This window comes from Granulicella mallensis (assembly GCF_014203225.1).
GTDB classification, from domain to species: domain Bacteria; phylum Acidobacteriota; class Terriglobia; order Terriglobales; family Acidobacteriaceae; genus Granulicella; species Granulicella mallensis_A.
In genome coordinates this window covers 39,464-65,732 of the sequence record NZ_JACHIO010000008.1, presented here as the reverse complement: position 1 = coordinate 65,732, position 26,269 = coordinate 39,464, and the positions used below count along the sequence as shown (strand labels likewise).

18 protein-coding genes and 1 tRNA gene are annotated in these 26,269 nt (G+C 56.5%); 6 read left to right on the top strand and 13 right to left on the bottom strand.

Translation table 11 applies throughout. The annotated features are described in order from the left end of the window. Positions 1-32 precede the first annotated feature (32 nt). On the bottom strand, positions 33-2,078 hold the full coding sequence (locus HDF15_RS10670; protein WP_184255367.1) for a YncE family protein: 2,046 nt from the start codon (positions 2,076-2,078) through the stop codon (positions 33-35). 575 nt (positions 2,079-2,653) lie between these two features. Between HDF15_RS10670 and HDF15_RS10665 the strand changes: the two genes are divergently transcribed. The 3 genes from HDF15_RS10665 (at position 2,654) to HDF15_RS10655 (ending at position 5,285) form a co-directional block, all read left to right on the top strand. Next, a complete protein-coding gene (locus HDF15_RS10665; RefSeq protein ID WP_184255365.1) occupies positions 2,654-2,899 on the top strand; it encodes a hypothetical protein in 246 nt (81 codons plus the stop codon). A gap of 2 nt (positions 2,900-2,901) precedes the next feature. After that, complete coding sequence (locus HDF15_RS10660) at positions 2,902-3,336, top strand: hypothetical protein (RefSeq protein WP_184255363.1); 435 nt, start codon at positions 2,902-2,904, stop codon at positions 3,334-3,336. A 155-nt stretch (positions 3,337-3,491) separates the two neighbouring features. After that, positions 3,492-5,285, top strand: a complete 1,794-nt coding sequence (locus HDF15_RS10655; RefSeq protein ID WP_184255361.1) for a DUF6345 domain-containing protein — start codon at positions 3,492-3,494, stop codon at positions 5,283-5,285. A 258-nt stretch (positions 5,286-5,543) separates the two neighbouring features. Here the strand turns inward: HDF15_RS10655 and HDF15_RS10650 are convergent, their stop codons facing one another. From HDF15_RS10650 to HDF15_RS10630, 5 genes are all read right to left on the bottom strand, one after another. Next, positions 5,544-6,497 carry a transcriptional regulator gene (locus HDF15_RS10650; protein ID WP_184255359.1) on the bottom strand — a complete coding sequence of 318 codons (954 nt, stop codon included), beginning with the start codon at positions 6,495-6,497 and terminating at the stop codon, positions 5,544-5,546. Positions 6,498-6,609: 112 nt separating this feature from the next. Then, on the bottom strand, positions 6,610-7,827 hold the full coding sequence (locus HDF15_RS10645; RefSeq protein ID WP_184255357.1) for a putative sugar O-methyltransferase: 1,218 nt from the start codon (positions 7,825-7,827) through the stop codon (positions 6,610-6,612). Positions 7,828-7,936: 109 nt separating this feature from the next. Beyond that, a complete protein-coding gene (locus HDF15_RS10640; protein WP_184255355.1) occupies positions 7,937-8,986 on the bottom strand; it encodes a hypothetical protein in 1,050 nt (349 codons plus the stop codon). Positions 8,987-9,736: 750 nt separating this feature from the next. Further along, positions 9,737-9,813, bottom strand: a tRNA-Pro gene (locus HDF15_RS10635). Positions 9,814-9,965: 152 nt separating this feature from the next. Further along, positions 9,966-10,238 carry an oxidative damage protection protein gene (locus tag HDF15_RS10630; protein WP_014267413.1) on the bottom strand — a complete coding sequence of 91 codons (273 nt, stop codon included), beginning with the start codon at positions 10,236-10,238 and terminating at the stop codon, positions 9,966-9,968. A 105-nt stretch (positions 10,239-10,343) separates the two neighbouring features. Here HDF15_RS10630 and ligA point away from each other — a divergent pair, with 105 nt between their 5' ends. Further along, a complete protein-coding gene (ligA, locus tag HDF15_RS10625; RefSeq protein WP_184255353.1) occupies positions 10,344-12,515 on the top strand; it encodes an NAD-dependent DNA ligase LigA in 2,172 nt (723 codons plus the stop codon). Between the two features lie 281 nt (positions 12,516-12,796). Here ligA and HDF15_RS10620 read toward each other — a convergent pair whose 3' ends face one another. Genes HDF15_RS10620 through HDF15_RS10610 form a run of 3 tightly spaced genes read right to left on the bottom strand, consistent with a single transcriptional unit; the run spans position 12,797 to position 18,761 of the window. After that, complete coding sequence (locus HDF15_RS10620; protein WP_184255351.1) at positions 12,797-14,272, bottom strand: efflux transporter outer membrane subunit; 1,476 nt, start codon at positions 14,270-14,272, stop codon at positions 12,797-12,799. Continuing rightward, positions 14,269-15,531, bottom strand: a complete 1,263-nt coding sequence (locus tag HDF15_RS10615) for an efflux RND transporter periplasmic adaptor subunit (protein ID WP_184255349.1) — start codon at positions 15,529-15,531, stop codon at positions 14,269-14,271. The genes HDF15_RS10620 and HDF15_RS10615 overlap by 4 nt, the downstream gene beginning before the upstream one ends. A 59-nt stretch (positions 15,532-15,590) precedes the next feature. Continuing rightward, positions 15,591-18,761, bottom strand: coding sequence for an efflux RND transporter permease subunit (locus tag HDF15_RS10610; RefSeq protein WP_184255346.1), 3,171 nt, complete (start codon positions 18,759-18,761; stop codon positions 15,591-15,593). Between the two features lie 157 nt (positions 18,762-18,918). On the opposite strand from HDF15_RS10610, the gene HDF15_RS10605 reads away from it, so the two are divergent. Further along, positions 18,919-19,827: a LysR family transcriptional regulator gene (locus HDF15_RS10605; RefSeq protein WP_184255344.1), complete on the top strand. Its 909-nt coding sequence runs from the start codon at positions 18,919-18,921 to the stop codon at positions 19,825-19,827. Between the two features lie 174 nt (positions 19,828-20,001). On the opposite strand, the gene HDF15_RS10600 is transcribed toward HDF15_RS10605, so the two are convergent. Further along, a complete protein-coding gene (locus HDF15_RS10600; protein WP_184255342.1) occupies positions 20,002-20,907 on the bottom strand; it encodes a class I SAM-dependent methyltransferase in 906 nt (301 codons plus the stop codon). A gap of 405 nt (positions 20,908-21,312) precedes the next feature. Between HDF15_RS10600 and HDF15_RS10595 the strand changes: the two genes are divergently transcribed. After that, a complete protein-coding gene (locus HDF15_RS10595) occupies positions 21,313-21,471 on the top strand; it encodes a hypothetical protein (protein WP_184255340.1) in 159 nt (52 codons plus the stop codon). Between the two features lie 253 nt (positions 21,472-21,724). On the opposite strand, the gene HDF15_RS10590 is transcribed toward HDF15_RS10595, so the two are convergent. From HDF15_RS10590 to HDF15_RS10580, 3 genes are all read right to left on the bottom strand, one after another. Next, complete coding sequence (locus HDF15_RS10590) at positions 21,725-23,005, bottom strand: glucoamylase family protein (RefSeq protein WP_184255338.1); 1,281 nt, start codon at positions 23,003-23,005, stop codon at positions 21,725-21,727. Between the two features lie 4 nt (positions 23,006-23,009). Next, positions 23,010-24,590 carry a GH39 family glycosyl hydrolase gene (locus HDF15_RS10585; RefSeq protein WP_260331000.1) on the bottom strand — a complete coding sequence of 527 codons (1,581 nt, stop codon included), beginning with the start codon at positions 24,588-24,590 and terminating at the stop codon, positions 23,010-23,012. Positions 24,591-24,683: 93 nt separating this feature from the next. Next, entirely contained in the window at positions 24,684-26,207 is a 1,524-nt protein-coding gene (locus HDF15_RS10580; RefSeq protein ID WP_184255334.1) for a GH39 family glycosyl hydrolase, read from the bottom strand. Positions 26,208-26,269 lie beyond the last annotated feature (62 nt).

The window sequence follows — 26,269 nt, the reverse complement described above, 5'->3', positions numbered from 1 at the left end:
AGCGGGGCTGTCCTTCGGTCGTGAGGCTAAGACTACGTGGTGAGTACAAACGCAGTCAGGGCCGAGGCGTCGTACTGGCTTTGTCTGCCTTGTCCGTTGGTCATGGTGGCGGCAACATAAAGCGCCGCCGCGAAGCCCGCGGTGGGGCAGGTCCCCAGCAATTGGCCGACTTGTGCGGTGAAGGTTGACGTCAGTGAGCCGACCTGGCCGCTTGGCAAAGCAGGCGTGAACGAGAGTTGTGTTCCGCCCCGGACAATCTCAGTGGAGTAGTCGCCAAACCCCGCTGGTTGGCTTGCTGTAAAGCCGATGGAAACATTAGCCGTTGTGTTGCTTCCATAGTGCAGGACTCCGCAGGTATCCGCGGTTACGGGCGGAGCCACCTGAAGCACCGGCGCTGAGATCGAGGCGATGCAGGACTGGTTGTTCACCAGGAGGATGAGCGGTGCGCTCACCAGGCCCGAGATCGGATTGCCGGCTGTGTCGAGGAAGACCAGTTGCAGAGTATGCGGCCCATTGCTCAGCACCGTGGTGTCGAGCATGTCACCGAGCGCCGGAGACTCCCACACGAAGAGCTCGCTGACAGGATGCACGGGATAGCATCCAGTCGACGACCCAATCTTGGTGGCGGTGATGGTCTCCAACACATTCCCCGTTCCGTCCCAGAAGTAGTTCGTCCAGCTATCGGTGTGCAGGACGCTGTCTACTTTGACCTGGTAGTAGGCGGCGCCAGCATCCGCCGCGGCCTGGTAGTTGACCATGATTGGCAGCGTGCCGCCGAAGGGAACGTTCTTGACCCAATAGGGTGGGTCGACATCGACGGAAGTGTTCGCCATACCCTGGAGCGGGCCAGCAGCCTGGTTGATTCTGTCAAAGGGAATCAGACCAATGCCAATCAATAGATCACCGGTCGCGGCAAAGGTGGTGAAGGCGATCTCTTCAACCTCCGTGTTGGAGCAGATCAGCATCTCACCCGGATTCGGCAGAGCTACACTGGAGGGACGCACTGGCACGCCACTGGCAACGACATTCGTAGCCCCACTCGTGACGTTTACACTCACGATGGAGTTCGCAGGATCTCGCTGTGGAACCAGTAGCGCATCTTGTCCCGCATCGGCCCAGGTCAGGAAGAATGGCTCGGTTAAGCCTGAAGCGACCGTGGTTCGCGCAGCGTTACTCAACTGAATGGAACTGATTCGTCCGACGGCGGGCGCGGTCATCTGTTCACTGACATAGGCGTACTGCAGGTCGGAGCTGAGCACGATCCCAACGGGATTGACGAGCCCGGTGGCAACCGTCGTCTTCTGTCCGTTGGTCAGGTTGACCTTGACGATCGAACCGGGAGCAGCGTATTCGACGACGTACGCCGCATTATGCGCTTCATCGAGGAACATCTGTTGTGGTGCCGTCAGCCCTGTGGCGATCACCGTCGCGGCACTGCGATTTGCTTTCGTGAGCGCGACCTTGACCAGATCGCCGCTGCGCTCTGTCACGTAGGCGTGTACGCCGTCGGTGCTCAGCTTTACATCCTCCGGCTGGTTATAGCCGGTCCCGAGCACGCTGTAGCCTGACGCGATACGGTAGGTAACCCAATTGATGGTCAGGTCATAGCCGTAGGCGACTACCTGCACCTTCGTGTAGTTGCCGTTCGTGGTCAGCACAGCGAACACATCGTTCACGGTAAGAACATTGGAGGGGTTGTTGTTGCCTATGATGGGAGTCGTTGCGTAAGGCAGGTCCTGCAGATTGGCCGCGGTAATACCGTTGAAGCTTACGGCTCCCAGGTTGATGATTTTGGCACTGTTGAGTGGCGCCATCTGGCGTATGACGGTAGTGTCCTGCACCCACTGGACATCGGCACTCGCTGCAGGTCCGCCCTGGACGCCGGTATCGAAGTCAAAGGTAAAGGTACCTTTCAACACTGTATTCGTGCCACTGTCTACGGTGGTCGCGGCAGGGAACAGGTTGACTGCGGACAGCTTTCCCGAGTACTCCACGAAAACAAGTTGTTGTTGTGCGTTGCGAAAATCGCATCCAATTGCGCCGCCGAGGCCGGTGGCGAGTTGTGTTGTGGTTGGCATTGGGTTTCTCCAGATAGATCTACCTTTGCAGGCGATGTCTTCATAGTGATGAGTCATCGCAAAGCGTTTCAGTGTTAGCGAGAAATATTCGCAAACACATCGACTGGGTGAAGCGATGCAAAGGGATTGAAGTAGGCAGAGTGGTGAGTGTTTAGTTCGTTGAAGAATCAGTGCGACCACCTATAGCGCGAAGCGCATTCCCTGATGCTTCAGCATCAGGGAGACGGAGGGAGCCGTAGCCTTCAGGCTACGGAATAGAGGCTTAGCAAAGATGTGGCCTTTAGGCCCGGGCCTTCTTTGGGCTGCGAGCAAAAGGCCTGGGGCTGAAGTCCAATTCTCGCCTGCCCCTTATCCGTAGCCTAAAGGCTACGGCTCCCTCCGCCCCGCGACACTGAAGCGTCACGGAATGCGCTTCGCTGAACAGACATCCTTCTTCAAGGAACTAATGACTCACCACACCAGTTCTTATTTTTCAGTTAATCTGTAACGCTCCTCCTCTCCGCTACACCATTCAAACAACAGGGAACCGGGGCTTGGCTTCGGCCAGATGGAAAGCCCTGGCCAAGGAGAGAGTGATGTCGATTAAAACCAGTGAATTGCCCGATCTGATTGCGGCAGCCGTTAAACACGCAATCGCCACCAAGCAGATTACAGACGAGACGTTGCAGACCTTGCTTCACAAACCCTTCACGATCGGTATCTATCCGGAGCCCGCACTGGGACTGGCAGAGCGCACCGAAGTTGTGAAATTAAAACCACTTGGTTATGCTGCGCATGACCTCGAAGCCCTTCGCAATCCTTCAACGCTTAAGGAGATCTAGCCGTGAAGGGGCCGAGCGTAGTTCAGTGTCCAAGTGCTCAACCCGCGATGCCGGGTGCGGTTATCCACGGTGTTGTGGATGCTGCATCCGGCAAGATCCAGCATCTCTCCACCCCCGAGCCGGTAACACCGGAGCTGCTCGCTATGACAGCTCCGCTTCTGCCTACCCAGGTGCTTCGTATCTCTGCACCTTGTCAGGGAGGAGCCTGTGGTCACTTCAATGGAACGGACTGCACCCTTGTGGACCGCATCGTTCAGATCATGCCTGCAACCGATTCCGCACTGCCGTCTTGTGCCATCCGTGCAAACTGCCGGTGGTTCAGCCAGCGCGGTAGGGCAGCCTGCATGCGGTGCGATCAGATCGTCACGGATGAGTTTGTGCGTGATGAGCAGATGGCATCCTTAACCGTTCCGGCGGGTAGAGCTACTGAGCAATAGATCTGCGGTGAGCCATAGAGCAAGCATCGCAAAAAAGAAATTTCTAGATGTAACGATGTCTGACTTATCAGCACTATCCAGATAACAGGGATTACAAACTGAGTGTCGCACTGCGGCGCAATTTTTATGGGACGTCCCTGCAAAGGAGAATCACCATGCATTCATATAACGCATTGCGCAGGACACGCCCTGACTTTGTGCTCCTCGGCGCAAAGATATTCGTGGGCCTGATTTTGATGGGACCCGTACTCTTAGGTTATGCCGTGAGTCAGACGCCCACACGCAGAGTGCCGACACTGCCAGTAGCAATAAGAACTACAGGCGGCAAGATCACTTTCCCCTCAACACTGATTCCAGCGGTGCCATCTTCGCTACGGGTAGTCAAGCTTACTGTGCAGGCGCCACCGGATACGTTCCTGCGCTCAAGCCTGGTCAAGGTAGGAGCTAAGATAGAGGATATTCAGCCACTCGCTCACAGCACACTTCCCGAGTTGAAGGCTGCGCCGGAGACCTCTGTAGGTCTTGTGCAGGAAGATCATCTGATTGCCTCCTGGGATACGCAGACCGGTGAGTCCCAGATTCTTCCGCAGTTCGATAAGCTTCCTACGGTCACTTATGCCGGCGCCAGGGATGAACATCTGACGCAGGCTTCGACGTTGGCTCGGCAGATCTTTGCAAGCTCAGAGATTCTTCCCAAGGATGTAACGCAGTACACACTGGGCGTCCCGCGTCCTGTTGTTGGAAGCACAGCACAACTTGCCTCCAGCGGCGGACAACCTACGGTCTCTGCCGTGAAACTCTATCTCACCTACGTGGCAGTCTCTCGCACTGTAAGTGGTTACAAGGTATATGGCACTGGATCCCACGCAGCGGTTGCCATTGGTACCGATGGCAATGTCTATGGGCTAGTCAATCGTTGGAAGGCCGGAAGCTTTGCAGCCACCGTGACGGAGCGTCGCAGTAAAGCCCAGATTCAGGAAGCACTTTCGGAGACGCTGAAACCTTTGACGAGTAACTCGAATGTCGAAGTCATCTCCGTTGAGATCGCCTATTACGACGGCAATCTGGACTCCATGACTCCCGTCTATCGGGTAGTGTCGCGTCTGCATCCGCTTCCATCGGCAGGCGCCGATGCACAACTGCTCCAAACCACCGACTACGTTGCAACGTACATGGCCTATGGCGACGGGCAGCTCCCGGCCGAACTTGTTCCAGGCTCCGGACCTGCGCCTTCTGCCGCGCCTGCGAATCGTTCCGCTCTGAGGCAGGCTGTTATTCCTGCAGGAGATCCGACGGTTGGCAGGTATGTGGTCCGCGACGCACAGTCGGGCTTCGTCTCCGAGGCCAACGGATTCTGGAGCGGGCTGCAGAGCTCGCATAATGCCAGCCAGTTCACCAACTCTCAGTACTACTGGGCAGAGCCTTTCGTTTACACCACGGACGAGCAGTCTTTCGTCAACAATGTAAACGTGGCTTTGACGGAGGCACATGGCTCTCCGTGGGAGTTTACGACAGAGTCGAATTGCTGTGACGTAGTCCACATCAATGACATTCCTGCGACCGAAGGCTACGGAGCCGCGAACCACGGCAAGCTGGACTACTGGATTATCCATTCCTGCGATGTCGTTCCTTCCGCGGAAGACAACGCAGAGTGGTGGACGCCGTGGTTCAAAGTCTTTCAGGGGCTGCATGCGGTAATGGGGTCGCGCACGGAGATGTTGTTCGACAACGGAGCGATCAATCAGCCCTTCGGTCAGAACATCGGTAACGGAGCGTCTGTCGTCTCTGCCTGGTTCAATGCGAGCCTCAGCTACTATCCGGCCTCGGAGCAGCCACCGCTGGACCGGCCCTCCGCTGTCACTGTCTGCGGACATGAACCGGATACCGTCTTCAATACCTCGGCGCTGCCTGCCGCTAGCTGCCTGACCAACTACTGGCAGCCGAACTGAAGGATGGCATCGCCAGCATTGCCAGGTCTTTGAAGCTTGCTGGCAAGTTCACACCGTCAGCATACGGTCGAAGGGCAACGCGTCGGTTCTCGAAGAAACCACTTCGTAGAATCGACGCGTTGCTCTTCGACCGCATGCTGTTTGGCTGTATCGACATCTAGAGGGCCGCTAAGTAATTGAAAGAAAGGTTGGCGTCCCAGATCTGTCTCTTAATTAAGAAATAGCAAACAGATCGGCTGCCTAGCCCGCGGAGTAAAACTATCGTGAAGCGAGCATCTTCACGATTTGATGATATTGCTTCCGAGCCTCTGTGGCAGGAACGCGAGGCTGACCCTTTAAGAGACGCCGTACATCTTGAAGCGCTGTATAGGTGTGCCTCTTGGCATTGTCCGCCAAAGGATATTTGCCGGGAGAGGATGGTGTCAGACCGACGCGGCGAAGATAATGATTCGCTCGGAAAAGGTTCTCCCAGGCTCCTTCGTGAAATTGAAAATTTATATTCAACGAGATAGAGACGTTGTCGCCATTTTGCAGCCAGTGAGGAGTATTTACCGGACTATGAACGCCAACTCCGGGCCGCAGACGAAAAACCATCGCACGCGACTCGAACTGGGGTTTGTAAGCGGAGGCAAGATTGTTTCCCATCCAGTATTGTTCCAGCTCTTCATCCGGAAGCACATCTTTATCAGCCCGGTTGAAAAAATGCATGTCCTTATTGCCCTGAATCTGGAGGAGCCAGGAGCATTCACGGTCGATATGATAATCCGTGACCCGGTTGGGTGAAGTGATAAAGAGGATCGCTTCGAACCACTTCACCTGCTCCAGAAGTTGCTTGCCGGTAAGCCGCATGATGTCAGAGATGCAGTTTTCGAAGATCTCCTTGTACCCGGGTTCTCTTTCAATATGTTTGAGGATGATCCAGGTTTGCCCTTGTTCAATCTTCTCCACCAATTCCGGGGCTCTTGTCTTTGCTTGGTCGCGCAGGTTGGAACTGGACATCGATTCTGCTGTTCCTTCATCGATGTGAATGTCGCCTTGAGAATGATGAGGACGTTCCCGGCTGGCAACACGTTGTGATAGTTCAGCGAGCGCAGAGAGCTGAAAGAGAGAATTGGTGGATAGATTGTGTTGAACTTCATGCGGCAGGCGATTAAAGTTCTTGGTAAATAACTCGGGATCGCAATCAACAAATCGTTCGCTCGTGGCGGCCATCAAATCTCCTTTGCCAAGACTCAAAGATGAGGCTAGTTCTGAACATGGCTCAAGTTGTCACTGCAATGTCACAATATCGTCATTGCATGTCGGTAGGCCCGGATTCAACGTACTACAGGCTATCAGGAAAAGTTTTGGATCTCGTATAACGCTGTTCCATGATCGTAGAATCTGCCAATCCTGCTGCTCCTCCGACACCGACACCCGAGACTTTATGGCTATGCCATCCCGACGTGTGCGTTTCGGCCAGTTCAAAGGATGTGTGTTCTTTTTTGATGAGCGCACCAATGGCCTCGCTGCCTCGCTGCTTACCCATGTAAAAAAAACAGTCCCGTGTCATGCGATCGATATTTCGTAAATACTCCGTCATCGCCTCAGGAGATACATCGGACATCGCATGAGAGCTGAACGTAAGATCAACGCTTTGGCTGGGCATCTTCGCCAGTTCGAACACAGGCAAAAGCACGACATCCGCTCGTGTGATAGCGTTCAAATCTTCTTCGCCGTAAAGCAGAAACTTCAAAGTTGGAAAGGATTTCATCAAATAGTAGGTGGCTAGTGCAATACTCTCTGGCACATCGAAATCGAGGTAGGTTACCCCTTGCAAGTCGCGGAGCAGATAGTAAGCCATTCCCCCGAATCCTCCCCCTACTTCGGCAACAACTGGATTCTCAGCGCCCAGCAGGTTGCTGATCTGTTGTGCGCAGCTATGCGCATACTCCGACCCAATGCTGATATGGGTTCCATCGATCACTACTCCAAAGGGATTTCCTACCCCAGGACCTTTCAGGTCGCGCAATGTAAATCTTCTATTCGTTTGATCCATCCAGTAATCAAACCGGCACAGTACATGACTTAAATAAAAGCGACGGTGAACGTTTTTTATCTGGCCGCCAAAGTATTCCTTTGCCATGCCATAGGGAGCACTCAAAAGGCCTGTAGAGCAGGCATCGCGGTAAAAGTTACGATACATCTTTCGCAAGGAATCGATGTCTTCCGTCACGAGCGCTTGTATTACCGGCCCTAGACTTCGTTGCCGTACCTCTTGCCACCACCCTGTGGCGTTATACGCTTCGGAAGCTAAGCTCTGCTGCTCTGTTGCCTTGATATAAGCTGCGCAGATCCTCTTCAGGATCTCGGTATCGTCGGATGAACTGTCTATACGCGATCGGAATCCATTTGTGACAGAATTCAAATCGAAGCGGGCATCCCCTCGAAAGCGACGCTCGCCATAACTTGCAAATCTCCACATGCTCCAACGTGCAGCAAAGAGGTTTTTCGCAGTTTTCGCTGTACGAAAAGGATGTCGTAAGTACTTCAGCTTGAGCATGAAATTTTCATCCAGACAATGAGGATTACAAATGTGCAATACGCGCTACGAACACCCATATTGGTGGTCTTGGAAGGAACCGCTGTCAGCCGGTGAATTTCGGGAGCAGCTACTGCTGGGTATCCTTGATTGTCGGTGATTGAGATCTTCCGAGTTTGCTCAAAGCATCAATTGCAAGTGAACTCTCTAACTCTTTTCTGCGCTCCTGGATTTGTTTCAGTCGCCAGGACTGGTAGAACCCGTGGATCGAACAGAACGCTGGAGCTTCCGATAGTGTTTCGTCTCTGATCATCTTGGCCAGAAAGAAACGATGGCTTCCGACTTTTGTGATTTTCTCAATCTTCAGCTCTCTTACTCTTACGGTGAATTCAGGAATTGGAATACTGAATTCAGGCGAAGGTTTTACTGAAAAGGGAAGCTGATTCCAGTCAATCAACGGTTTTGTGTGATTTTTCGCGAGTCGATAGGCCATGGATCCTTGTGACAGCGGCATAGTGCTGATTGCGATGCGTCCGGCATCCTCTACTAATTCCCCAGCGATTCTGTCTGCTCTCAAAGCAAAACCAAAATATCCTTCGCCAAGATTTCCGAATAGATTCATCGGGAAGATATTGCCACTATCTTTGTTCCCGACACTCCCTAATACGATAGGGTGAGGACGAATAAACATCACCATCGTCGCTCGCCTTTCAAGGAAGGTCATGACGATGCCATTGGTGTTATCGTGTTTCCGTTGCCGATAGGCGTGTAGCAGATAATGAGTGCCTAGCCTCATTCTGGAAAGGCAGAAATTCCTGGAACTGTGTGGTTCGAACAGGACAAAATGCGATTGATCTTTCGAAACGACGGACTTTTGTATAAGCACAAGCTCGCCTAAGATCTGTTTCGCTCCATCCTCGCGTCTCAGCCTCAACTTCACTTGCGATAGATTGTGTTTGTCTGGCAACTGCTCTGAATTGAACCCCACGCAGACAACCATGGGGGCGGCACACACGATAGAGTGGCGCTCCGTTACATCCGTCAGTACGCCTGCGCAGTCCAGCCATACGCTGATCTCCGTTTGAGGGTCAGGAAGCCCAAGAGTAAACTCTTGTGGGACAAGAGTTTCCCCGAACACAATCTTCTTGATCGCCTCGCGCACTCGACTCGAAGTCCCCAACGCTAACCTCTCCTCCGAAGGACAATACAGCTTCGAACAATGTCTTCGCGAAAGCTACAAGTTGATATTCGATCAATTCGATTTGAAGAGCTATAGGATCGATGATGAGGCATTGATCGAACGATCTGGCTCTCGCTTCTAACTTGATGACAGAGCTTAGAAGCCTATAACGATTCCAAACATATCACCCCAGCGATATGGCTATATCAGCCCTTTGTCTTTGATTTGTCATTGGATTGTCAGCACTTTAGGGTCACCGGCTTTTCTTGGAGAGCCCGAAACGCTGTGCCAACTAGAGAGTCTAGGCGTGACGTCTTTTGAGAGCCTCCGGGGAGGACAAGAACGCATCAGCAGCCCAGTCAGTTTGTCGAGGCTGATGATGAACCTAGTTGTTTAGTCCCGGCGAAGCTCATCCGTGGCATCAATCTTATGTCGGCGAACTATTCAGAGAATCTTCGTGATGAGGTAAGAAGGGTAAGCACGAGAAGGCCTCGCAAGACGTGTATCCCGGTCATGTTCCATGCGGATACCGCAACAACAAAACAGACCATACCATCGAGATCGATTCAGCCGATTCACTCATGGCGATTCGTAGGATGGAACTCTATGTGGCTGGCGCATGCTCACTGGCGATCTGCAACAAGCGTCAAGCAAGCAGCCGCTCAATGCTATTGGACCTTCTGGGCCCCAAGAGGAACCGAGTGCTGGACCCGTTTCTCGTTGCTTTGCTTGGAAGTTGTTGAAAGTAAATGGTCGGGACGACTAGATTCGAACTAGCGACCTCACCCACCCCAAGGGTGCGCTCTACCAGGCTGAGCCACGTCCCGACTTGTTACGGAAGCCGCTCGCGCCTTGCGGGCCAGCGGCTGGGGTACCTCTAGTCTACACCAGTACGGCCAGGAAACAGGAATTGGCGAACAGGAAAACCAGGATTGAGGGTGTCTGCACTGTTTGCTGTTTCCTACTCCTGTTTCCCGCTTTAGTGGGTAGGAGCTACGTATTCTTTGGGCAGTTCGCCGCCGGAGCCGAAGAAGAACTCGTTCATCTGCTCGACGAGGAACTCCTGTGCCTCGCGCGTCCAGGGCTGCAGGCGGTACTCGTTGAGCAGCATCTTCTGCCGTTCGACCCACTCGCCCCAGGCCTTTTGCGAGACATTCTTGTAGATCTTCTGCCCGAAGTCGGAGTCGAAGGGTGGTTCGTCCAGGCCTTCCATTTCGGCTTTGTATTTTGTGCAGAAAACCATGTGTGCCATTTGTCGAATGCTCCTTGATCTCAGTTACGATCTCCAGTTTACCCGACGCCGGTGTGCCCACAAGAATCCTCCTTTTGCAGCCCCCGCCTTTCTATAATCAGGGCGATGGCCCACACACCCCCCAACGCCCTTTTACCCGACCAGCAGATCGAAGCCCTGCGCGAAGATCTGCGCCACCACGAGCACCTCTATTACGTGCTCGATGCGCCGGAACTGACCGATGCGCAGTACGACGCGCGCATGAATGAGCTGCGGCGGCTGGAGGCCGAGCACCCGGAGCTGGTGACCCCGGACTCGCCGACACAACGCGTTGGCGGCAAGCCGAAAGAGGGCTTTGCGAAGGTCGCGCACTCCCGGCCCATGCTCTCGCTCGACAATGCGTATAACGAGGCCGAGTTGCGCGCCTGGGCGGAGCGCGTGATGTCCGGTCTTCCCAGTGGTGAGGTCGTGCGCTACGTCTGTGAGCTCAAGCTGGACGGTCTTTCGCTCGCTCTCCAGTACGACGCCGGAGCAAAGCATGAAGCGGTGCTGAAGACGGGTGTCACGCGTGGCAACGGAACCATCGGTGAGGACGTTACGACGAACGTGCGCACCATTCGCAGTGTGCCATTGCACATTCAGGCCGCAAAGCTGGCGAAGGCCGGGCTGCCGCAGCAGTTCGAGGTGCGCGGTGAGGTCGTACTGCCGCAGAAGGCCTTCGAGAAGATGAACGCCGAGCGTGAGGCTGCCGGTCTTGCTCCTGCGGCGAACCCTCGCAATGCGGCGGCCGGAACGATCCGTACGCTTGAGCCCAATATCGTTGCACAACGGCGGCTGGAGTTCTTCGCGTATTTCCTGCTGCGAGAGGGAGAGCCGCTGCTCGCGGAGCAGAGCTCGGCCTTGCAGGCTCTTCGTGAAGCCGGCTTCCTGGTCAATAAACATGCACGGCCGGTTGGTTCGATCGAGGATGTTCTCGCGTTCATCAACGAAGCCGAACCCCTGCGCGACGGGCTGCCCTATGAGATCGACGGTGTGGTCATCAAGGTCGACGCTATTTCACAGCAGCGCCGCCTTGGCTTTACGGGCAAAGCTCCTCGCTGGGCCATCGCCTACAAGTTTCCCGCGCGCGCCGCGATAACCCGGCTCGACGATGTGCTGTTTCAGGTAGGCCGCACGGGCAAGGTGACACCGGTAGCCGCGCTGGCCCCTGTATTCATCGGGGGAACGACGGTGACGCGTGCGACCCTGCACAACGCTGACGAGATCGCGCGGCTTGGCGTTCGGGTTGGAGACTTCGTATCCGTCGAGCGCGGTGGCGACGTGATTCCCAAGATCACGGAGGTCGTCGAAGACGCGAAGCATCCGCGCGGCACAAGCGAGATCGTCTTCCCGAGCCATTGCCCGGTCTGCGACAGCGAGCTGGTGCGAGCTGAGGGGGAGGTCGATTGGCGCTGCATCAATGCGGTGTGCCCGGCACGGGTACGCGAGGAACTGCTGCACTGGTCGGCGCGTGGCGTGATGAATATCGAAGGGCTTGGCGAGTCGATGGTGGCACAGTTGCTCGGCCAGGCGGAGGAAGAGAGCGAGTCAGCAAGTCAGCAAGCCGGCGAGTCAGCGAGCAATGAGTTAGAAGTGAGTGATGAGGGGCTTCAGGCTGGACTTGCTGCGCCGATGAAGACATTGCATGAGCCGCTGATTCGCAGCATTGCCGATCTCTACTCGCTTACGCGCGAACAGTTGCTCACGCTTGAGCGTGTCGGCGAAAAGACCGCCGATGCGCTTCTGGCGGAGATTGAGCGGTCGAAGAAAGCGCCTTTGGCGCGTGTGCTCTTTGGTCTGGGGATTCGCTTTGTTGGCGAACGTACAGCGAGTCTGTTGGCGGAGCACTTCGGCAGCCTCGACGACCTGATGAAGGCCTCTGCGGACGATCTGGAAGCTGTGAACGAAGTAGGTCCGAGGGTGGCGCAGGCTATCGTCGAGTTCTTTGCTGAGGAGAAAAACCGCGAGCTGGTGGAGAAGTTACGCACTGCGGGGCTTACCTTCACAGCGGAAAAGCGTGTTGTTGGAACGACGTTCGCCGGGTTGACCTTTGTGCTCACCGGGACGTTGCCTACCCTGACTCGCGATGAAGCGAAGCAGCGCATCGAAGATGCGGGTGGCAAGGTCTCAGGCTCGGTGAGCAAGAAGACGAGCTATGTCGTCGCGGGCGAAGATGCGGGGTCGAAGCTGGAGAAAGCGCAGCAGCTCGGGGTTGCGGTGTTGGATGAAGTAGGGCTGCTGGCGTTGATTGAGGGGTAATTCAATCGTCGATGATCCGTAATCCGGGGGCTTGGAAGAGAGCCCCGGAGACAACGCAGGGCCAACGGCCCGATTCATACCAGCCTGGGGTGAAGCCCCAGGTGAGTGGATCACCATAACATCAGAGGGCTGAAGGCCCGACTCATCGTGGTGCCACTGATGAGTCAGGCTTTCAGCCCTCTAACGGCCCTGTACCTGGGACTTCACCCCAGGCTGGTATGAACCGGGCCGTTGGCCCTGAACTACTTCACGTACTTGATGTGCCCACGTAGGACTGCCCGTTATTGCGCAGGCAACTGCGTACGATCCCATCCGCCACCAAGCACCTTGATCAGCAACACCGTCGCATCCATGCGCCTGCGCAGGATGTCTATATCGTTGCGCTCATTATTGAGCGCCGTGGTCTGCGCGGTGATCACCTGGAGATAAGTATCAACACCACCGACATAACGATTGTTGAAGATCCGCTCCGACTCCACCGCCGAGGCCGTAGCCTGGCGCTGTTGCCGGGCTTCGTCAGAGAGCACCCGCAGCGCGACGAGATTGTCTTCGACCTGCTGGTACGCCGTTAGCACGCTCTGGCGATAGTTGGCGGCGTTCTGTTCGTAGCCCGCAACAGCCTCTTCCGAGACGCCACGGCGACGGCCTCCATCGAAGAAGGTCTCACCCAGCGTCGGTCCCAGACCGTAGACGAAGCTGGAAGGCGTGAAGAGCGAGGTGATCGACGTGCTCTGGTAACCCGCCAGCCCGCTGAGAGAAAGGGTGGGAAAGTATGCGGCACGAGCGATTCCGATCTGCTCATTGGCAGCAGCGATGCGGCGCTCCGCCGCGGCGATGTCGGGACGGCGCTCCAGCAGTTGTGACGGAAGTCCTGGCGGAATGACCGGTGGCATCAGTTCGACGGATATCGGTGCGGCAGGAATCGTCAGCGAAGCCGGCGGCTGGCCGATGAGGATCGCGATGGCATGTTCAAACTGCGCACGTTGAACGGCGACGTCGGCTGCCTGCACTTTCGCGGCCTGCAGCTGTGTCTGTGCCTGCGTCACATCGGACTTCGGTGCGATGCCTCCGCTGAAGCGATTGCTCGTGACGCGAAGGGCCTCCTGGTATTGCACGACCGTATCGTCGAGCAGCTTCTGTTCCGCATCGGAGGAGCGTAACTCGAAGTAGTCCAGGGCGAGTTCCGACTGCAGTGAAAGCAGTACATTCTGGCGGTCAGCGGCAGTAGCCTGCGACTCTTCTTTCGCCGCAGCGATGTTCCGGCGAATGCGGCCCCAGAGATCGACCTCGTAGTTCACCTGGAGCGGCACCACAAGGTTGGCCTCCCCGTTGTTGGCAATGGCTGAGTTGAAGTAGGGCTGGTTGGCGGACTCACGCTCGCCCTGCACCAGCGGAGAGACGCCGATAGTCGGATAGCGGTCGGCGTTTTGCACACGGATGTTGGCGCGTGCCGCGCGCAGATTGGCGTCAGCGGCCTTCAGTGTCTGGTTGGCGGTCTCTACCTGCGGTTCCAGCTTGTTCAGCTCGGCGTCATTGAATACAGTCCACCATGCGCCGCGTATGACCGCATCGTTGGGTGCGGCGATGTGCCAGTCGGCGGTCTCCTTGAACGCATCGGGCGAGGCCTCTTTGTACGCAGGAGGCGCAGGCGCAGAGGGGACCTTGTACTTCGGCCCGACCATGCAGCCGGTGAGTGAAAACACGCTCAGCAGCATGCCTCCACTCAGCGTAATGAGTGAGGTAGAGCGGACGTTCATGGCGTCACCGTCCCGGTATTCGCGATCTGTACCTGCTGGCCTTCTGTGAGTGAGTCCGAAGGGTCGAGCACGATCTCATCTTCAGCCGTAAGGCCGGTTGCAATCTCCAGGGTGCTGCCGTTGTCCTTGCCGATCGTAACGCGCTGAAGATGAACACGGCCATTGCGCACGACGCCAACCTGCAGGCCTTCCGCGCGGAACAGCAACGCGTTGGCCGGCACCGAGAGGCGGCGCACCTGCTGCGGGATCTTGAAGTGCGCGAAGACATAAGCGCCAGGCAGCAGCTTGCCATCCGGGTTTTCGACGTCGACCTCGACGTTCAGCGTGCGGGAGGACTGATCGATAGCGCTTGAATTACGTACGACGGTGCCGGTGAACTCCTGGCCGGGATACTCATCGAGCGTCAGCGCGGCGGTACCGCCATCGTGAATGGCGGGAGCATAGGTCTCCGGCACCGCGACGTAGACACGAAGCTTGCCGATGGCGGCGATGCGGAAGAGCTCCTTGGCCGTGCTGCTGGTGGTCGCCGAGCCGGAGTCGATCAGGGCTCCGATATCCGTATTGCGAACCGTAACGATGCCGGCAAAGGGCGCGTAGACGCGTTCAAAGGATTGCAGTTGCTGCAGACGCCGGACGTTGGCTTCAGCCGCGTCTACGGCGGCCTGCTTGGCGAGTGCGCCGCTGACGGCGACATCGGTCTCCTGCTTGGAGACCGAGTCGCTCTTGAGCAGGTTCTGGTAGCGTTCGGAGGTCGTATTGGCCAGCGCCAGGTCCGCCTGTACGCTCTTCAAATCCGCCTGCGCTACCTGCAGTTGCTCGTCGACCTCAGGCGTCTCAATGATGGCCATGAGCTGACCCTGCTTGACGTGCTGGCCAATATCGACGAACCACTGCTTGAGATAGCCGTTGGTGCGTGCGTAGATGGGCGTGTCATTGTAGGCCTGCGTGTTGCCGGGGAGCGCGATCTCGGAGCTCATACCCAGTACCGCCGGATGCGTGATGCTGATCGTCGGAACGGAGCTGGCTTTTGTCGTCTGCTCCAGGTGGCGTGCCGCGGCAGCGCGCGAAAGCAGGCCATAGACGATAGCCGCCAGCAGGAAGATAGAGAGGATGGCAACGGCCAGCCACACACCTGTTGGAATGCCCTTTGGCTCCGGCAGACCATGCTGCGGTTCGGGATGTGGGGGATAGTGCGGTGTCGATCCCCCGGGCTGAGTCGTTGAGGGAGTCGTCATTTCGGTGTTGATGTCGGTCGACATATTTCGGTCTCCAGTACGGGCATCAGTTTTCGCAACCAGCTTCGGCACAAGTTCGCGGGCTAGGCGGTGGCTTGTTCCTGTGCGGTTTCAGGCTTTGCTTTAGCGCCGTCGCGTCCATGCAGCAACGCGAAGACGGCGGGAACGAAGATCAGCGTGGCGACAGTCGCAAGACCCAGGCCGCCGATAACGGCGCGGCCAAGAGGCGCATTCTGCTCTCCGCCATCGCCTGCGCCGAGCGCCATCGGAATCATGCCGATGATCATCGCGAGCGCCGTCATGGCAACAGGACGGAAGCGCGTCGCTCCGGCTTCGATCGCCGAGCGGATGGCGTCGCCGGTGTCATTGAGTCTCTCCTTCGCGAACGAGACCACGAGAATCGAGTTGGCCGTCGCCACACCCATACACATGATGGCTCCCATCAGCGCAGGCACCGACAGCGTGGTGTGCGTGAGAAAGAGAAACAGCACGATGCCGGCGATCGCCGCAGGCAGCGCCGTGATGATGATGAAGGGATCGAGCCACGACTGGAAGTTCACCACGATCAGCAGGTAGACGAGAACGATCGAGAACAGCAGGCCGAAGATCAGGCCGGTGTAGGAGCTCCGCATCGTCTCCACCTGGCCGCGCATACGAATGAAGTTGCCCTTCGCGAGCGAGCCGCGATTGGCATCCATGATGCGCTCCACCTGCCGTGCCGACGTGCCCAGGTCGCGGTCCTGCACGTTGCCGTAGATGTCCAGCGTGCGGCGAATGTTGTAGTGGCTGATGACGGGCAACTCTGTGGAGCGTCCAAAGTCAGCGATGTCCGCGAGAATCTCCGGCTGCTTCGCGCCCGGCGCGGTCACTGGAATGTTCTGCAGGTCCTGCAGCGACTGCACCTGGTACTGCGGCGTCTGGGCAACGATGTTGTAGACCACGCCATTGCGATAGTTGAGGAAGAACATCGGCGTGAGCTGCGTGGAACCCGAGAGGATGTTGAGCACCGAGGTGCCCACATCGCGCTGCGTATAGCCGCCCTGCGCCGCCTTGGTACGATCCACGTTGATATTGAGCACGGGATAGTCGTCAGGTTGTTGCAGGCGAAGATCGACAAGGCCCGGTACCTGCCGCAACTGCTGCAGAATGGTGTCGGCTACCTTGCGATTACCGACGGCATCGGGACCGTCGATCTGCACGTCGATGGGAGCAGGCAGGCCGAAGTTCAGAATCTGCGTGACGATATCGGAGGGCAGGAAGTAGAAGACCGTTCCGGGGAACTCCCGGGGAAGTTTTTCGCGCAGCGTACGAATGTAATCGGCGGTGGGGTGGTGATCTTCCTTGAGCGAGACGAGGATGTCTCCGTCAGCCGCGCCAAATAAACCGCTGGTCGCGTGCTGCGTGTTCAGCGTCGAGTAAGGCAGGCCGATATTGTCGAGGATGTTATCCATCTCGCCTGCGGGCACGGTGGTGCGGATGGACTGCTCTACGAGATCGCAGAGCTTGGCTGTCTCTTCAATACGCGTGCCGGTCTTGGCGCGAACATGCAGAATGAACGAGCCGTTATCGGTAGCGGGAAAGAAGTTCTGGCCGAGCGTCGGAACCAGCAGCAGGGCCAGCACGCAGCAGCCGAGGAAGATCGGGATGAACATCCTGCGGGCTGCGACGAGACGCTCCAGCAGAGACTCGTAGGTGGAGCGCACGCGCTCAAAGACACGCTCGAAGGCCCGCTGAAAGCGCGCAAGAGGATTGCGTGAGAGGGGTGCGTGGTGATCGTGGGCCTTCAGCAGATACATCGCCAGCGTCGGCACCAGGGTTCGCGAGAGCATGTAGGACGCGAGCATCGCGAAGACGACGGCCTCGGCCAGCGGAACGAACAGGTAACGCGCCACACCTGCGAGAAAGAACATCGGCAGAAACACGATGCAGATACAGAGTGTGGAGACCAGCGCGGGCACCGAGATCTGTGCCGCGCCTTCGAGGATGGCCTCGTTCAGCGGGTGGCCCTCTTCCAGGTAGCGCTCGATGTTTTCGATCGTGACGGTGGCATCGTCGACGAGGATACCCACGGCAAGCGCCAGGCCGCCAAGCGTCATGATGTTGATCGTCTGTCCCACCAGGCCAAGAACGATGATCGAGGTCAGGATCGAGAGAGGAATGGAGACCGCAATGATGATCGTGGAGCGCCAGGAGCCGAGGAACAGCAGGATCATCAGTCCGGTGAGCGTCGCTGCGATGACCGCTTCACGGATGACGCCATTCACCGAGGAGCGCACGAAGATCGACTGGTCGCCGATGGGGGTGATCTTGAGGGTCGAGGGCAGGCCAGACTTGATACGCGGCAGAAGAGCGAATTCGCCTTTGACGACGTCCAGCGTAGAGGCAGAGCCGGACTTGAGGATGGAGACGAGTACGCCGCGATGCCCGTCCTGACGAACGATATTGGTCTGCGGAATGCTTCCGTCAACGACGCTGGCGACGTCATGCACGTAGACCGTTGTTCCATTTACCTGCTTAAGCGGAAGGTTCTCCAGGCCCTCGACAGTAAGAGGGGAGCCATTGAGCCGGACGTCGTACTCCGCGGAGCCGATCTTGGCGGTGCCTCCGGGTTGAACCACGTTCTGCTGGTTCATCGCGTTGAGCACGTCGATAGGCGAGACCCCTTCGGCCTGCAGTCGCCTGGGATCGAGGTTGACCATGATCGATCTTTGTTTGCCGCCGTAGACGCTCGGAACGACGGCGCCGGGAACAGTTACTAACTGCGGCCGGATAAAGTTGAGGCCAATGTCGTTCAACTGCTGCTCGGACAGATCCTTGCCGGAGAGACCAAGCTGAAGGATGGGAACGCTCGAGGCGGAGAAGTTGATGATCTGGGGAGGTAGAATTCCCGGTGGCAGCGAGCGGAGCTGAAACTCAGAGGCCGCTGAAACCTGGGCGTTCGCTGTGTCCAGCGAAGCTCCCGGCTGCAGGTAAACCTTGATGATCGCCTGGCCATTGATGGTGGTCGACTCGATGTGCTCGATGTTGTCCACCAGCGTGGTGAGGACCTTTTCGTACGGGGAGGTCAGGCGCCCTTCCATCTCTTCCGGATTCAATCCCGTGTACTGCCACGCAATGGAGATGACCGGGATATTGATGTTGGGGAAGATGTCGGTCGGGGTACGCAGGATCACGACCGGGGCCGCGATCAGAATGAGCAGAGCCAGCACGATGAACGTGTAGGGCCGAGTCAGCGCAAGTCGAACAATCCACATGAAAGGGACTCCACGGACAAAAAAGATCCTGTAATAAGGACTCTAACTCCTCCTATTCCGATTCGCAGTTCTTTCCTCCATGTCCTATCGGTAAAACCGATAGAATGAGATCGGAAGATCGGTATTTTTGACACCGAAAGATCGGTAGATTGACCTCATGGAACTGCGTCATCTGCGTTACTTTACGGCGGTTGCTGATTTCGGAAGCCTCTCGGCGGCGGCACAGCGGCTGAATGTCTCGCAGTCGTCTGTGAGCGAGCAGATGGCCGATCTCGAAGCCGAGATCGGCGGGGCTTTGCTCGATCGCTCCGGCCGTCGGGTGCAGCTCACCGCAGAGGGCCACGTGTTTCTGGAGGAAGCCCGCAAGACGCTGCGAGCGGCGCAGCGGGCCGTCGATCTCACGCGCCAATCGCTGCACGGCGAAGTGGGAACGCTGTCGATTGGGTTCTTTATGTGGGGCGCGGGAGGGTTCTTTCCGCGCATCATCCGGGAGTACCGGCGAACCCGGCCGGGAATTCGGCTTTCACTGATCGAGATGCGCGCCATAGAGCAGGTCGCGGCACTGGAGGAAGGCCGCATCGACGTGGGACTGACGCGGCCGCTCGAGCCACCGTTCGACCGCACGCTGCGCTCCGAGCTTCTGTATCGCGACCCCATCGTGGTGGCCATGCGCCTCGACCACCCGTTTGCCGGTCGCGATGTTCCGGTAAGCCTGTTGCAGAGTCAACCACTGGTGCTGGTTGATCGCAACTCCAATCCATTTCTGTTTGACGGTATCGTTTCGCTGTGCGCGGCGGAGGGTTTTTCTCCGAACATCGCAAACACCTCGTCGTCGTGGCCGGGTGTGCTGACGCTGGTTGAGTCGGGAGAAGGCATCGCGCTGGTTCCGGCAGGCATGCGCCATCTGCGCGCCAAGGGGATCACCTTCAGCCCCCTGCTCCCGGAGACGCTGTCGCTAGGACTATCGGTGTCGTGGAACCCAAAGAATCAGGGGGTGGCCTTGCGTGATTTTCTGACATTGCTGCGTGAGAACCGGAAGAAGATTCAGAGCAGTGGGGGCAGCTAGAGTGCTTATCAGCGCTCCGCGCTGATAAGCAGAAGGAAGAGGAAGTAGGCGGGACGAAATCTGAAGATTATTTTACGAACGTTGACATAAATATTCGGCGACGCTTGGATCGGGCACTATGACGCAGACATCGCTCCTGGTGGGGGGAGCGATGTCTGCGCCATTGCAGGCCATCTACTCGATAAAGGTCTGTTCAATCTTTAGAGACGCGCCGACAATGCAAGGACCGTTGAACTGAACATGTGATGATGCTGCAGCTTCTCGTATCTCGGCATACTTTCTGTTTAGATCGTCCTCATCTGGAACGTCGAGTCCTTTTCCTCTGAATATCATAAAGAGACTCTCAAAGTTAAGAAGGGTGTAATCGAGTAAGATCGAGTCAGGGCCGCCGACCAGAAACTCTGCGGCAACCGATGGCCTGCCAAGCCCTGCATGGGTAAATAGCTGAATCAGGCGAGATCCAAGCTTGGAATCAAAGCCAAATGCTTCCATATGGCTTATGGCGCTCCTGGTCAGCTCGTCGTAAACGGGAATTGCGGGATTCGTCCATTGGCCGCAGAGATTCCACCCGGCCTCTATCGAGACGATGCTTCCACCCGCCTTCACCAGGGAGGCAGCTCGGCGAAGAAAGTTGACCTGGTCCGGCTGGAAGGCTGTAACCAACCGGCTTATGACGAAGTCGAACTCGCCCAGTTTTTCGTCTGGCAGCAGGGAGCTTTGTTGAAACTGAACATTCTCGATCTGCTTTGCCTGCGCCCGCTGTTGTGCGCGATTTACCATGCCCGCTTCGGTGTCAACACCGAGAACTCTACCTGTCGGACCCACGATTCCAGCTGCAAGTAACGCAACATCTCCGGCGCCTGTGCCAATATCAAGAACGCTCATGCCGCTTGCAAGTCCGGCACTGATTAGAAAGCGTCGAGTGAATGATTCAAGCACAACAGCCTGTACTTCCAAGCGGTGGCGTTCTTTCTCAGACTCCAGCACGTATTGCATCTTTTCCGTGGATACAGGTTGCTGTGCCGTCATGGCTTGAAAGGGCTGAATGTTTTTTACCTGCGGATCAACTTTGCCTGACAATGAGAATTCTCCTTCTTGCCTTGCCCTAAACGGCAAGCCCCTGCAGTTGGTGGCAGTCATCCTATGTGCAGTTGCAACTTTTAAGGATGGAATCGAACTGCAGGCGGGAGTATCTGCAGAACTTATCAACCAGTGATGGCAATTTTCAATCAACAAGACAATGTGATTGCTGACGTGCTGTATGTTCCACGGCTTTTTAGTTGCCGTACGACAACTAAACACGCGGAAGCGCGGATTATTCCCATTATTTGAATCACACCCAAAATATATGTATTTCTGCGTTGTCCATGCCCGCAGGACGGCGGAGTGGGACTGAAGATTGTGGAATATATTTGTCAGATCATATGACGCGGCGAGACAGCAGCGTGATGGAGTGGGCTGCGTGCCGCACTCGAAGCCCCTACGTTGAAAAAGTATGTTGCCTTCAGCCCGCTGCTGCCGGAGACGTTGTCGTTGGGGTTATCGGTGTCGTGGAACCCGAAGAATCAGGGAGTATCTCTGCGTGATTTTCTTACGCTGTTGCGTGAGAGCCGGAAGCGGATTCAGAACAGTGGTGGCAGCTAGAGCAAATTTCCTGTAGGTGTATAGCGAAACCACGACACTTATGGCCGTTTTTCCCCAGAAAAACGGTACTGCAAGCCCGATTCCACTACCCAGTAACAGGAGATTTGCTCTAGCAGGCCCCTTAGAGCAGTTTCCGTATAGGTATAGAATTTTTATTCTTTTCAAATTCCCTATAAAATTGTCATCTCAACCGGAGCATGACAGCATTTGAATTGCCCCGGAATGTTCTTGTATGAACTATAGGCTTACAGCTCTAGACAGCCCGGAATCCAGCCTTCTTCATCGCAACCGAAACCTCCGGATTGCGCGCAAAGGTCTCCCAAACAAAGCCGGAGCGCAGATTTTCCGACATCAGCACACCGATCCCCAGGTCGATCCCAAGCACATCCGGGTCATACCACTTTGCCTCCGGATGGAAGGCATCGCAGAAACCATACCGACCCCAGGCCTTTTCTCCATACTTCTCTTTCAGAGAGCGCAGCACGCGGAGACAGTCTGCAGGTAGGAAGGGAAGCGATCCCGCAGGAGCATTGGGTACGACGGAGCCGTCGATCTGGCCCTCACCCGGAGGCCCTCCCCAGGCGGTGTAGCCGTGCTCGGAGTCCGAAGCGCTGATGCCCCAGTAATCAGGCGAGTAGGGCTTACCCAGGCTAAGACAATAGGCCTCATGGGCTTGGGTCGCGATGACGGAGTTATCGAAGTAGTTCGCGTACTTGTCGCGCTTGCCGCGAAAGTCGAACCACGCATGGCTGTACTGATGCACGAAGAGCGGATCGCCCGCCCCGATGTAGGTGTAGTCCTTGTAGGTGATCTTTGGACGATCAAAGGCGTCCCAGGCTGAAGCTTCGACAGGATGTGTTGGGGACCCCATGGCGAGCAGATAGATCATCATCAGTTCGCAGTAATGGGCCCAACGAGATGGGATGAATTTGCCGCGAGAGAAGCCCATGGAGAAGGTCGTTCCTCCGTTGAGCATCCAGGGCCAGTCGACGCGCTCGTAAAGGGCCGTTGCGAGCCGTTTGATCTCGGCGTCTTCATGGAAGTGGGCCCGGGCCGTCAGAACGCCGCACAGCAGGAGCGCGGTGTCGATCGACGAGACCTCACTGCCGATGTAGGCTGCGCCATATTCGACATCGTTGAAGTGATAGAGAAACCCATGTTCGTGCGGCATCTGCTCGTAGTGGAAGCGCAGTGTCCTGCGAATCTGTTCTATGACTTTCTGCCGAGGCTGATAGCCACGTTTTTCCGCGATGCATAACGCCGAAAGGCCGAAGCCTGTAGCCGCAATGCTGGCCATCAGGCGAGGGTCACGTTTGCCATCGGTATTAGCCGACGCGGCCCGGTCAAGCACCTGGCCGGTCTTCGCCCCAGCCTGCTCGACGAAATACAGGCAGCCGCGCCGCTGCATCTCGTCGAGGAAGGAGTCATCCTCTTGGGTAAGACTATGGTTAGGCTTCTTCGTACGTGCGAATGCCGGAATCTGCGGTAGCAGTGCCGATCCGGCAAGTAACTTCAGTAATGTGCGCCGTTGCATCGAGCTACCTTTCTATCACCACGAGCGCCAGGCCATGAGCCGGAACTGTGACCTGTAATTTTCCTTGTTTGAGGTGTACGTGCTCCGCAGGAGCCATCTCTCCGGCTGCACGAAGCTTTATAACCTGTTCCTGGGTGAGATCGCCAGCGGGACGTCCCATAGCGTCGAACGCCTTCAGCACATTGCCGTGGTCATCGTCCACGCGCCACAGTTGGACGGAGGCATTCGCAGGTACATTTTTCAGGTCAAGATCGAACGTCTTCGCCGGGCCAGCGGGTCCGGTGGGCATCGTGTAGGTAGCGCCTGTACCTGTGGGAGGAGCGTAGTCCCATAGGGCAACCGCGAGTCCGCCATTCGCTGTAGTCGTTGCCAGTGCTGACTCTGAAGCCACGGAGATGCGCTGGTCACCCAACTTGTGCAGCGTGCGAAAAACATTGAGCGAAGGCTTGGGAATGCTGTCGGCAGCCAGCAGGCCAAAGCCGCCATAGAAGGGCGATCGTACGACGCCCTGCTCCTCAAAGACGTCTGAGAAGGTCCAGTAGTCCATGCTCTCGGTCAGGCCGTCGCAAAGGCGGATGTTATTCGCCATCCATGGGCCCATATAGGTGGAGTCGGTGACATTCGGCTCATTGGAATAGCTGGCCCCGTACTCGGAGAAGATGAGCGGCAGCTTCGGAAAGGCCGAGTTCAGGATCTCTTCGTGGACGTTTTTGACAGCACGCCACACCATCTTGTCTCTCGGAATATTCTCGGTCGTGCCGAATACATTGTCCGCCGTATCGTTGGCATAGACGTGGGTCGAGACGAAGTCGATCGGAACGTTCTTCTCCTTCACGTGCGCGAGAAAAGGTGCAACCCACGCGGCCTGTGCGGAAGAAGGTCCTCCGACGATCAGGCGCGGAGAGACGGCCTTCAGCGTGCGCGCTGTGTGATCGTAGAGCTCGAAGTAAGTGGCCTGCTTCGGATTCCCCATCCAGAAGTCCAGGTTGGGCTCGTTCCATACTTCAAACTTCCATGTGGCTACTTCCTCAATGCCATAGCGCTTGATGAGATGTTCGGCAAACGCACGGATCATGGCATCCCAGGTGGCATAGTCCTTCGGTGGGGATGCGTTCGGGTGATACCAGAATGCATGTAGCGCATTGGGATCGGAGGCCATCTTCTTCGGCATGAAGCTCAACTCGATGAAGGGCTTTACTCCATTAGCCAGCAGGCCGTCATAGATTTGATCGATGTAGGAGAAGTTATAGATTGAGGCATCATTAGCAGCTTGCGCGGCCAGGCCAGGGTTCTTCGTCTGGCGATCCGGGTCGTAGAGTCCAACCTCATCGAGGAAGATTCCGTGGAAGCGTACGGATTGAAAGTTAGTCGCCTGCTTCACTGTGCGCAGATCATTGCGATAGCTCTCGCGCAACGAAAGAATGGCCCGGCCTGAGCCGAATGTCTGCTCCCAGAAATGAGGAAAGGGTGTAGTCGCTGCCTTGGCATCGATAGCGATGTGTTCCTGCTCCTGTGCCTGGAGGCAAAGCATGGAGCTTGAAAAAAGAAACACTCCCGCCGCCAGGGCAACAGAGCGAAGTTTCAATTGTTTCCGCATGGTATTCCTTTCAGTGCTGCCGGATAGATTCTTCCGGACGGATGATTGATAGGTTCGCGCTGAACGTAGGGGATAAAGCACTTATGGCCGAACTTCGATCAGTACGAGCGCATTCTTCCCAAGTTCGAGCGAGAGACTTCCATTGGTAAGCGAACGGTGTTCAGGGGAAGTGAGCGCCGTCTCGCGATTCATCTGCTCGACTTGTCCGGGCTTCGGATAGCGTGGGCTGCCCAGCTTCGCATAGGCGTTGAGCGTGTTGCTGTGCTCGTCATCAACCTGCTCGATTGTGACCTGCGCGTTTTTCTTTACCCCTTGAATGGCTAGTGTTACCTGTTTGGATTGAGGAGCCGCGCCGGGATCAGGCAGATTCCAGACAGCAATCTCCAGGGAGCCATTTGCCAGCTTCGTAACGATCACGTCATGCGATGGATTGGCGATGCGTTGCGTCCCCAGTTGGTGTAAGAGCGCGAAGTCGTAGAAGCTCGGTTTATTGATACCGCCCGCAGCGCGTAGTCCGAACTGGCCTTCGAAGGGTTTTGTCGCCGGGCCACCTTCTTCAAACACATCGGAGAAGGTCCAAAAGGAGAGATAGTCGGTTACACCATCGCAGGTGCGAACAGCCTCGGCCAGCGCCGGTCCAACGTAAGCTGTATCGCGTAGTTGATCGCGGCCAGGAACGTTCCACTCCGTCCAGAGCAAAGGTAGATGTGGCAACGCCGAGGCATCGATCTGGTGGCGCACCTTTGCCGCTGCTGCACAGGTGCGATCTTCTTCACGAATATCTTCATTTGTGCCGAGCAGCCTCTGTACCGGTTCGTCGTCGTAGCCATGCGAGGAGACGAAGTCTACCGGCACGTGGTTCTCTGCCGTGTACTTCAGGAAGGCTGGAATCCAGGCCGCGGCAGCCGTTGCCGGGCCTCCTACGCGAAGACGAGGATCTACGGCCTTCAACGCACGCGCGGTATGAGCGTACAGGTCAAAGTACGATTCCTGCCGCGGAATGCCGCCCCAGAAATCGATGTTCGGTTCGTTCCATACTTCGAAGTACCAGGTTGAAACTTCATCTATCCCATAGCGGTCTACAAGATTTTGCGCGAACGCCTTCATCAGGTCGTCCCAGCGCTCCATGCTCTTCGGCGGCGAGACATTCTGCTTGTACCAGAAGGGATGGAGGGCATCCGGATTGAAGGCCAGCTTCTTCGGCATAAAGCTGATCTCGACGACAGGCTTCACGCCATTCTTTAGGAGGCCGTCATAAATCTGATTGACGTAGGTGAAGTTATAAACCGGGTTGCCGTGCTCGTCCTCGTTATAGACACCAACCTCATCGTGCAGGATGGCATGAAAGCGCACATAGCGAAAATCAGTAACTTGTTTTACTGCGCGCAGATCATCGCGATAACTCTCGCGCAGCGAAAGAATGGCTCGTCCTGAGCCGAACATCTGTTCCCAGAAGTGAGGGAAGGGAGTTGTGGGTGCCGCAGCGTCAATCTGTATCTGTTCCTGGGCTTGAACTTTAAAACCTGTGAATACGCTTGTAGCCAATGCAGCTACGAGTCCTAACTGAAACGTGCCATATTTCCATCGATGCAGCATGTCTTCCATGGGAGCCCCCGGCTGCTCACACTACGCGGGATCAAAATCCAGATGTTGAGTGAAAAGAGAGG

Excerpts from the sequence above, each read along its gene's own strand:
- HDF15_RS10670 (WP_184255367.1), bottom strand. The coding sequence starts at position 2,078 with ATGCCAACCACAACACAACTCGCCACCGGCCTCGGCGGCGCAATTGGA.
- HDF15_RS10665 (WP_184255365.1), top strand. The coding sequence starts at position 2,654 with ATGTCGATTAAAACCAGTGAATTGCCCGATCTGATTGCGGCAGCCGTT.
- HDF15_RS10655 (WP_184255361.1), top strand. The coding sequence starts at position 3,492 with ATGCATTCATATAACGCATTGCGCAGGACACGCCCTGACTTTGTGCTC.
- HDF15_RS10650 (WP_184255359.1), bottom strand. The coding sequence starts at position 6,497 with ATGGCCGCCACGAGCGAACGATTTGTTGATTGCGATCCCGAGTTATTT.
- HDF15_RS10645 (WP_184255357.1), bottom strand. The coding sequence starts at position 7,827 with ATGCTCAAGCTGAAGTACTTACGACATCCTTTTCGTACAGCGAAAACT.
- HDF15_RS10630 (WP_014267413.1), bottom strand. The coding sequence starts at position 10,238 with ATGGCACACATGGTTTTCTGCACAAAATACAAAGCCGAAATGGAAGGC.
- ligA (WP_184255353.1), top strand. The coding sequence starts at position 10,344 with ATGGCCCACACACCCCCCAACGCCCTTTTACCCGACCAGCAGATCGAA.
- HDF15_RS10620 (WP_184255351.1), bottom strand. The coding sequence starts at position 14,272 with ATGAACGTCCGCTCTACCTCACTCATTACGCTGAGTGGAGGCATGCTG.
- HDF15_RS10615 (WP_184255349.1), bottom strand. The coding sequence starts at position 15,531 with ATGTCGACCGACATCAACACCGAAATGACGACTCCCTCAACGACTCAG.
- HDF15_RS10610 (WP_184255346.1), bottom strand. The coding sequence starts at position 18,761 with ATGTGGATTGTTCGACTTGCGCTGACTCGGCCCTACACGTTCATCGTG.
- HDF15_RS10605 (WP_184255344.1), top strand. The coding sequence starts at position 18,919 with ATGGAACTGCGTCATCTGCGTTACTTTACGGCGGTTGCTGATTTCGGA.
- HDF15_RS10590 (WP_184255338.1), bottom strand. The coding sequence starts at position 23,005 with ATGCAACGGCGCACATTACTGAAGTTACTTGCCGGATCGGCACTGCTA.
- HDF15_RS10580 (WP_184255334.1), bottom strand. The coding sequence starts at position 26,207 with ATGGAAGACATGCTGCATCGATGGAAATATGGCACGTTTCAGTTAGGA.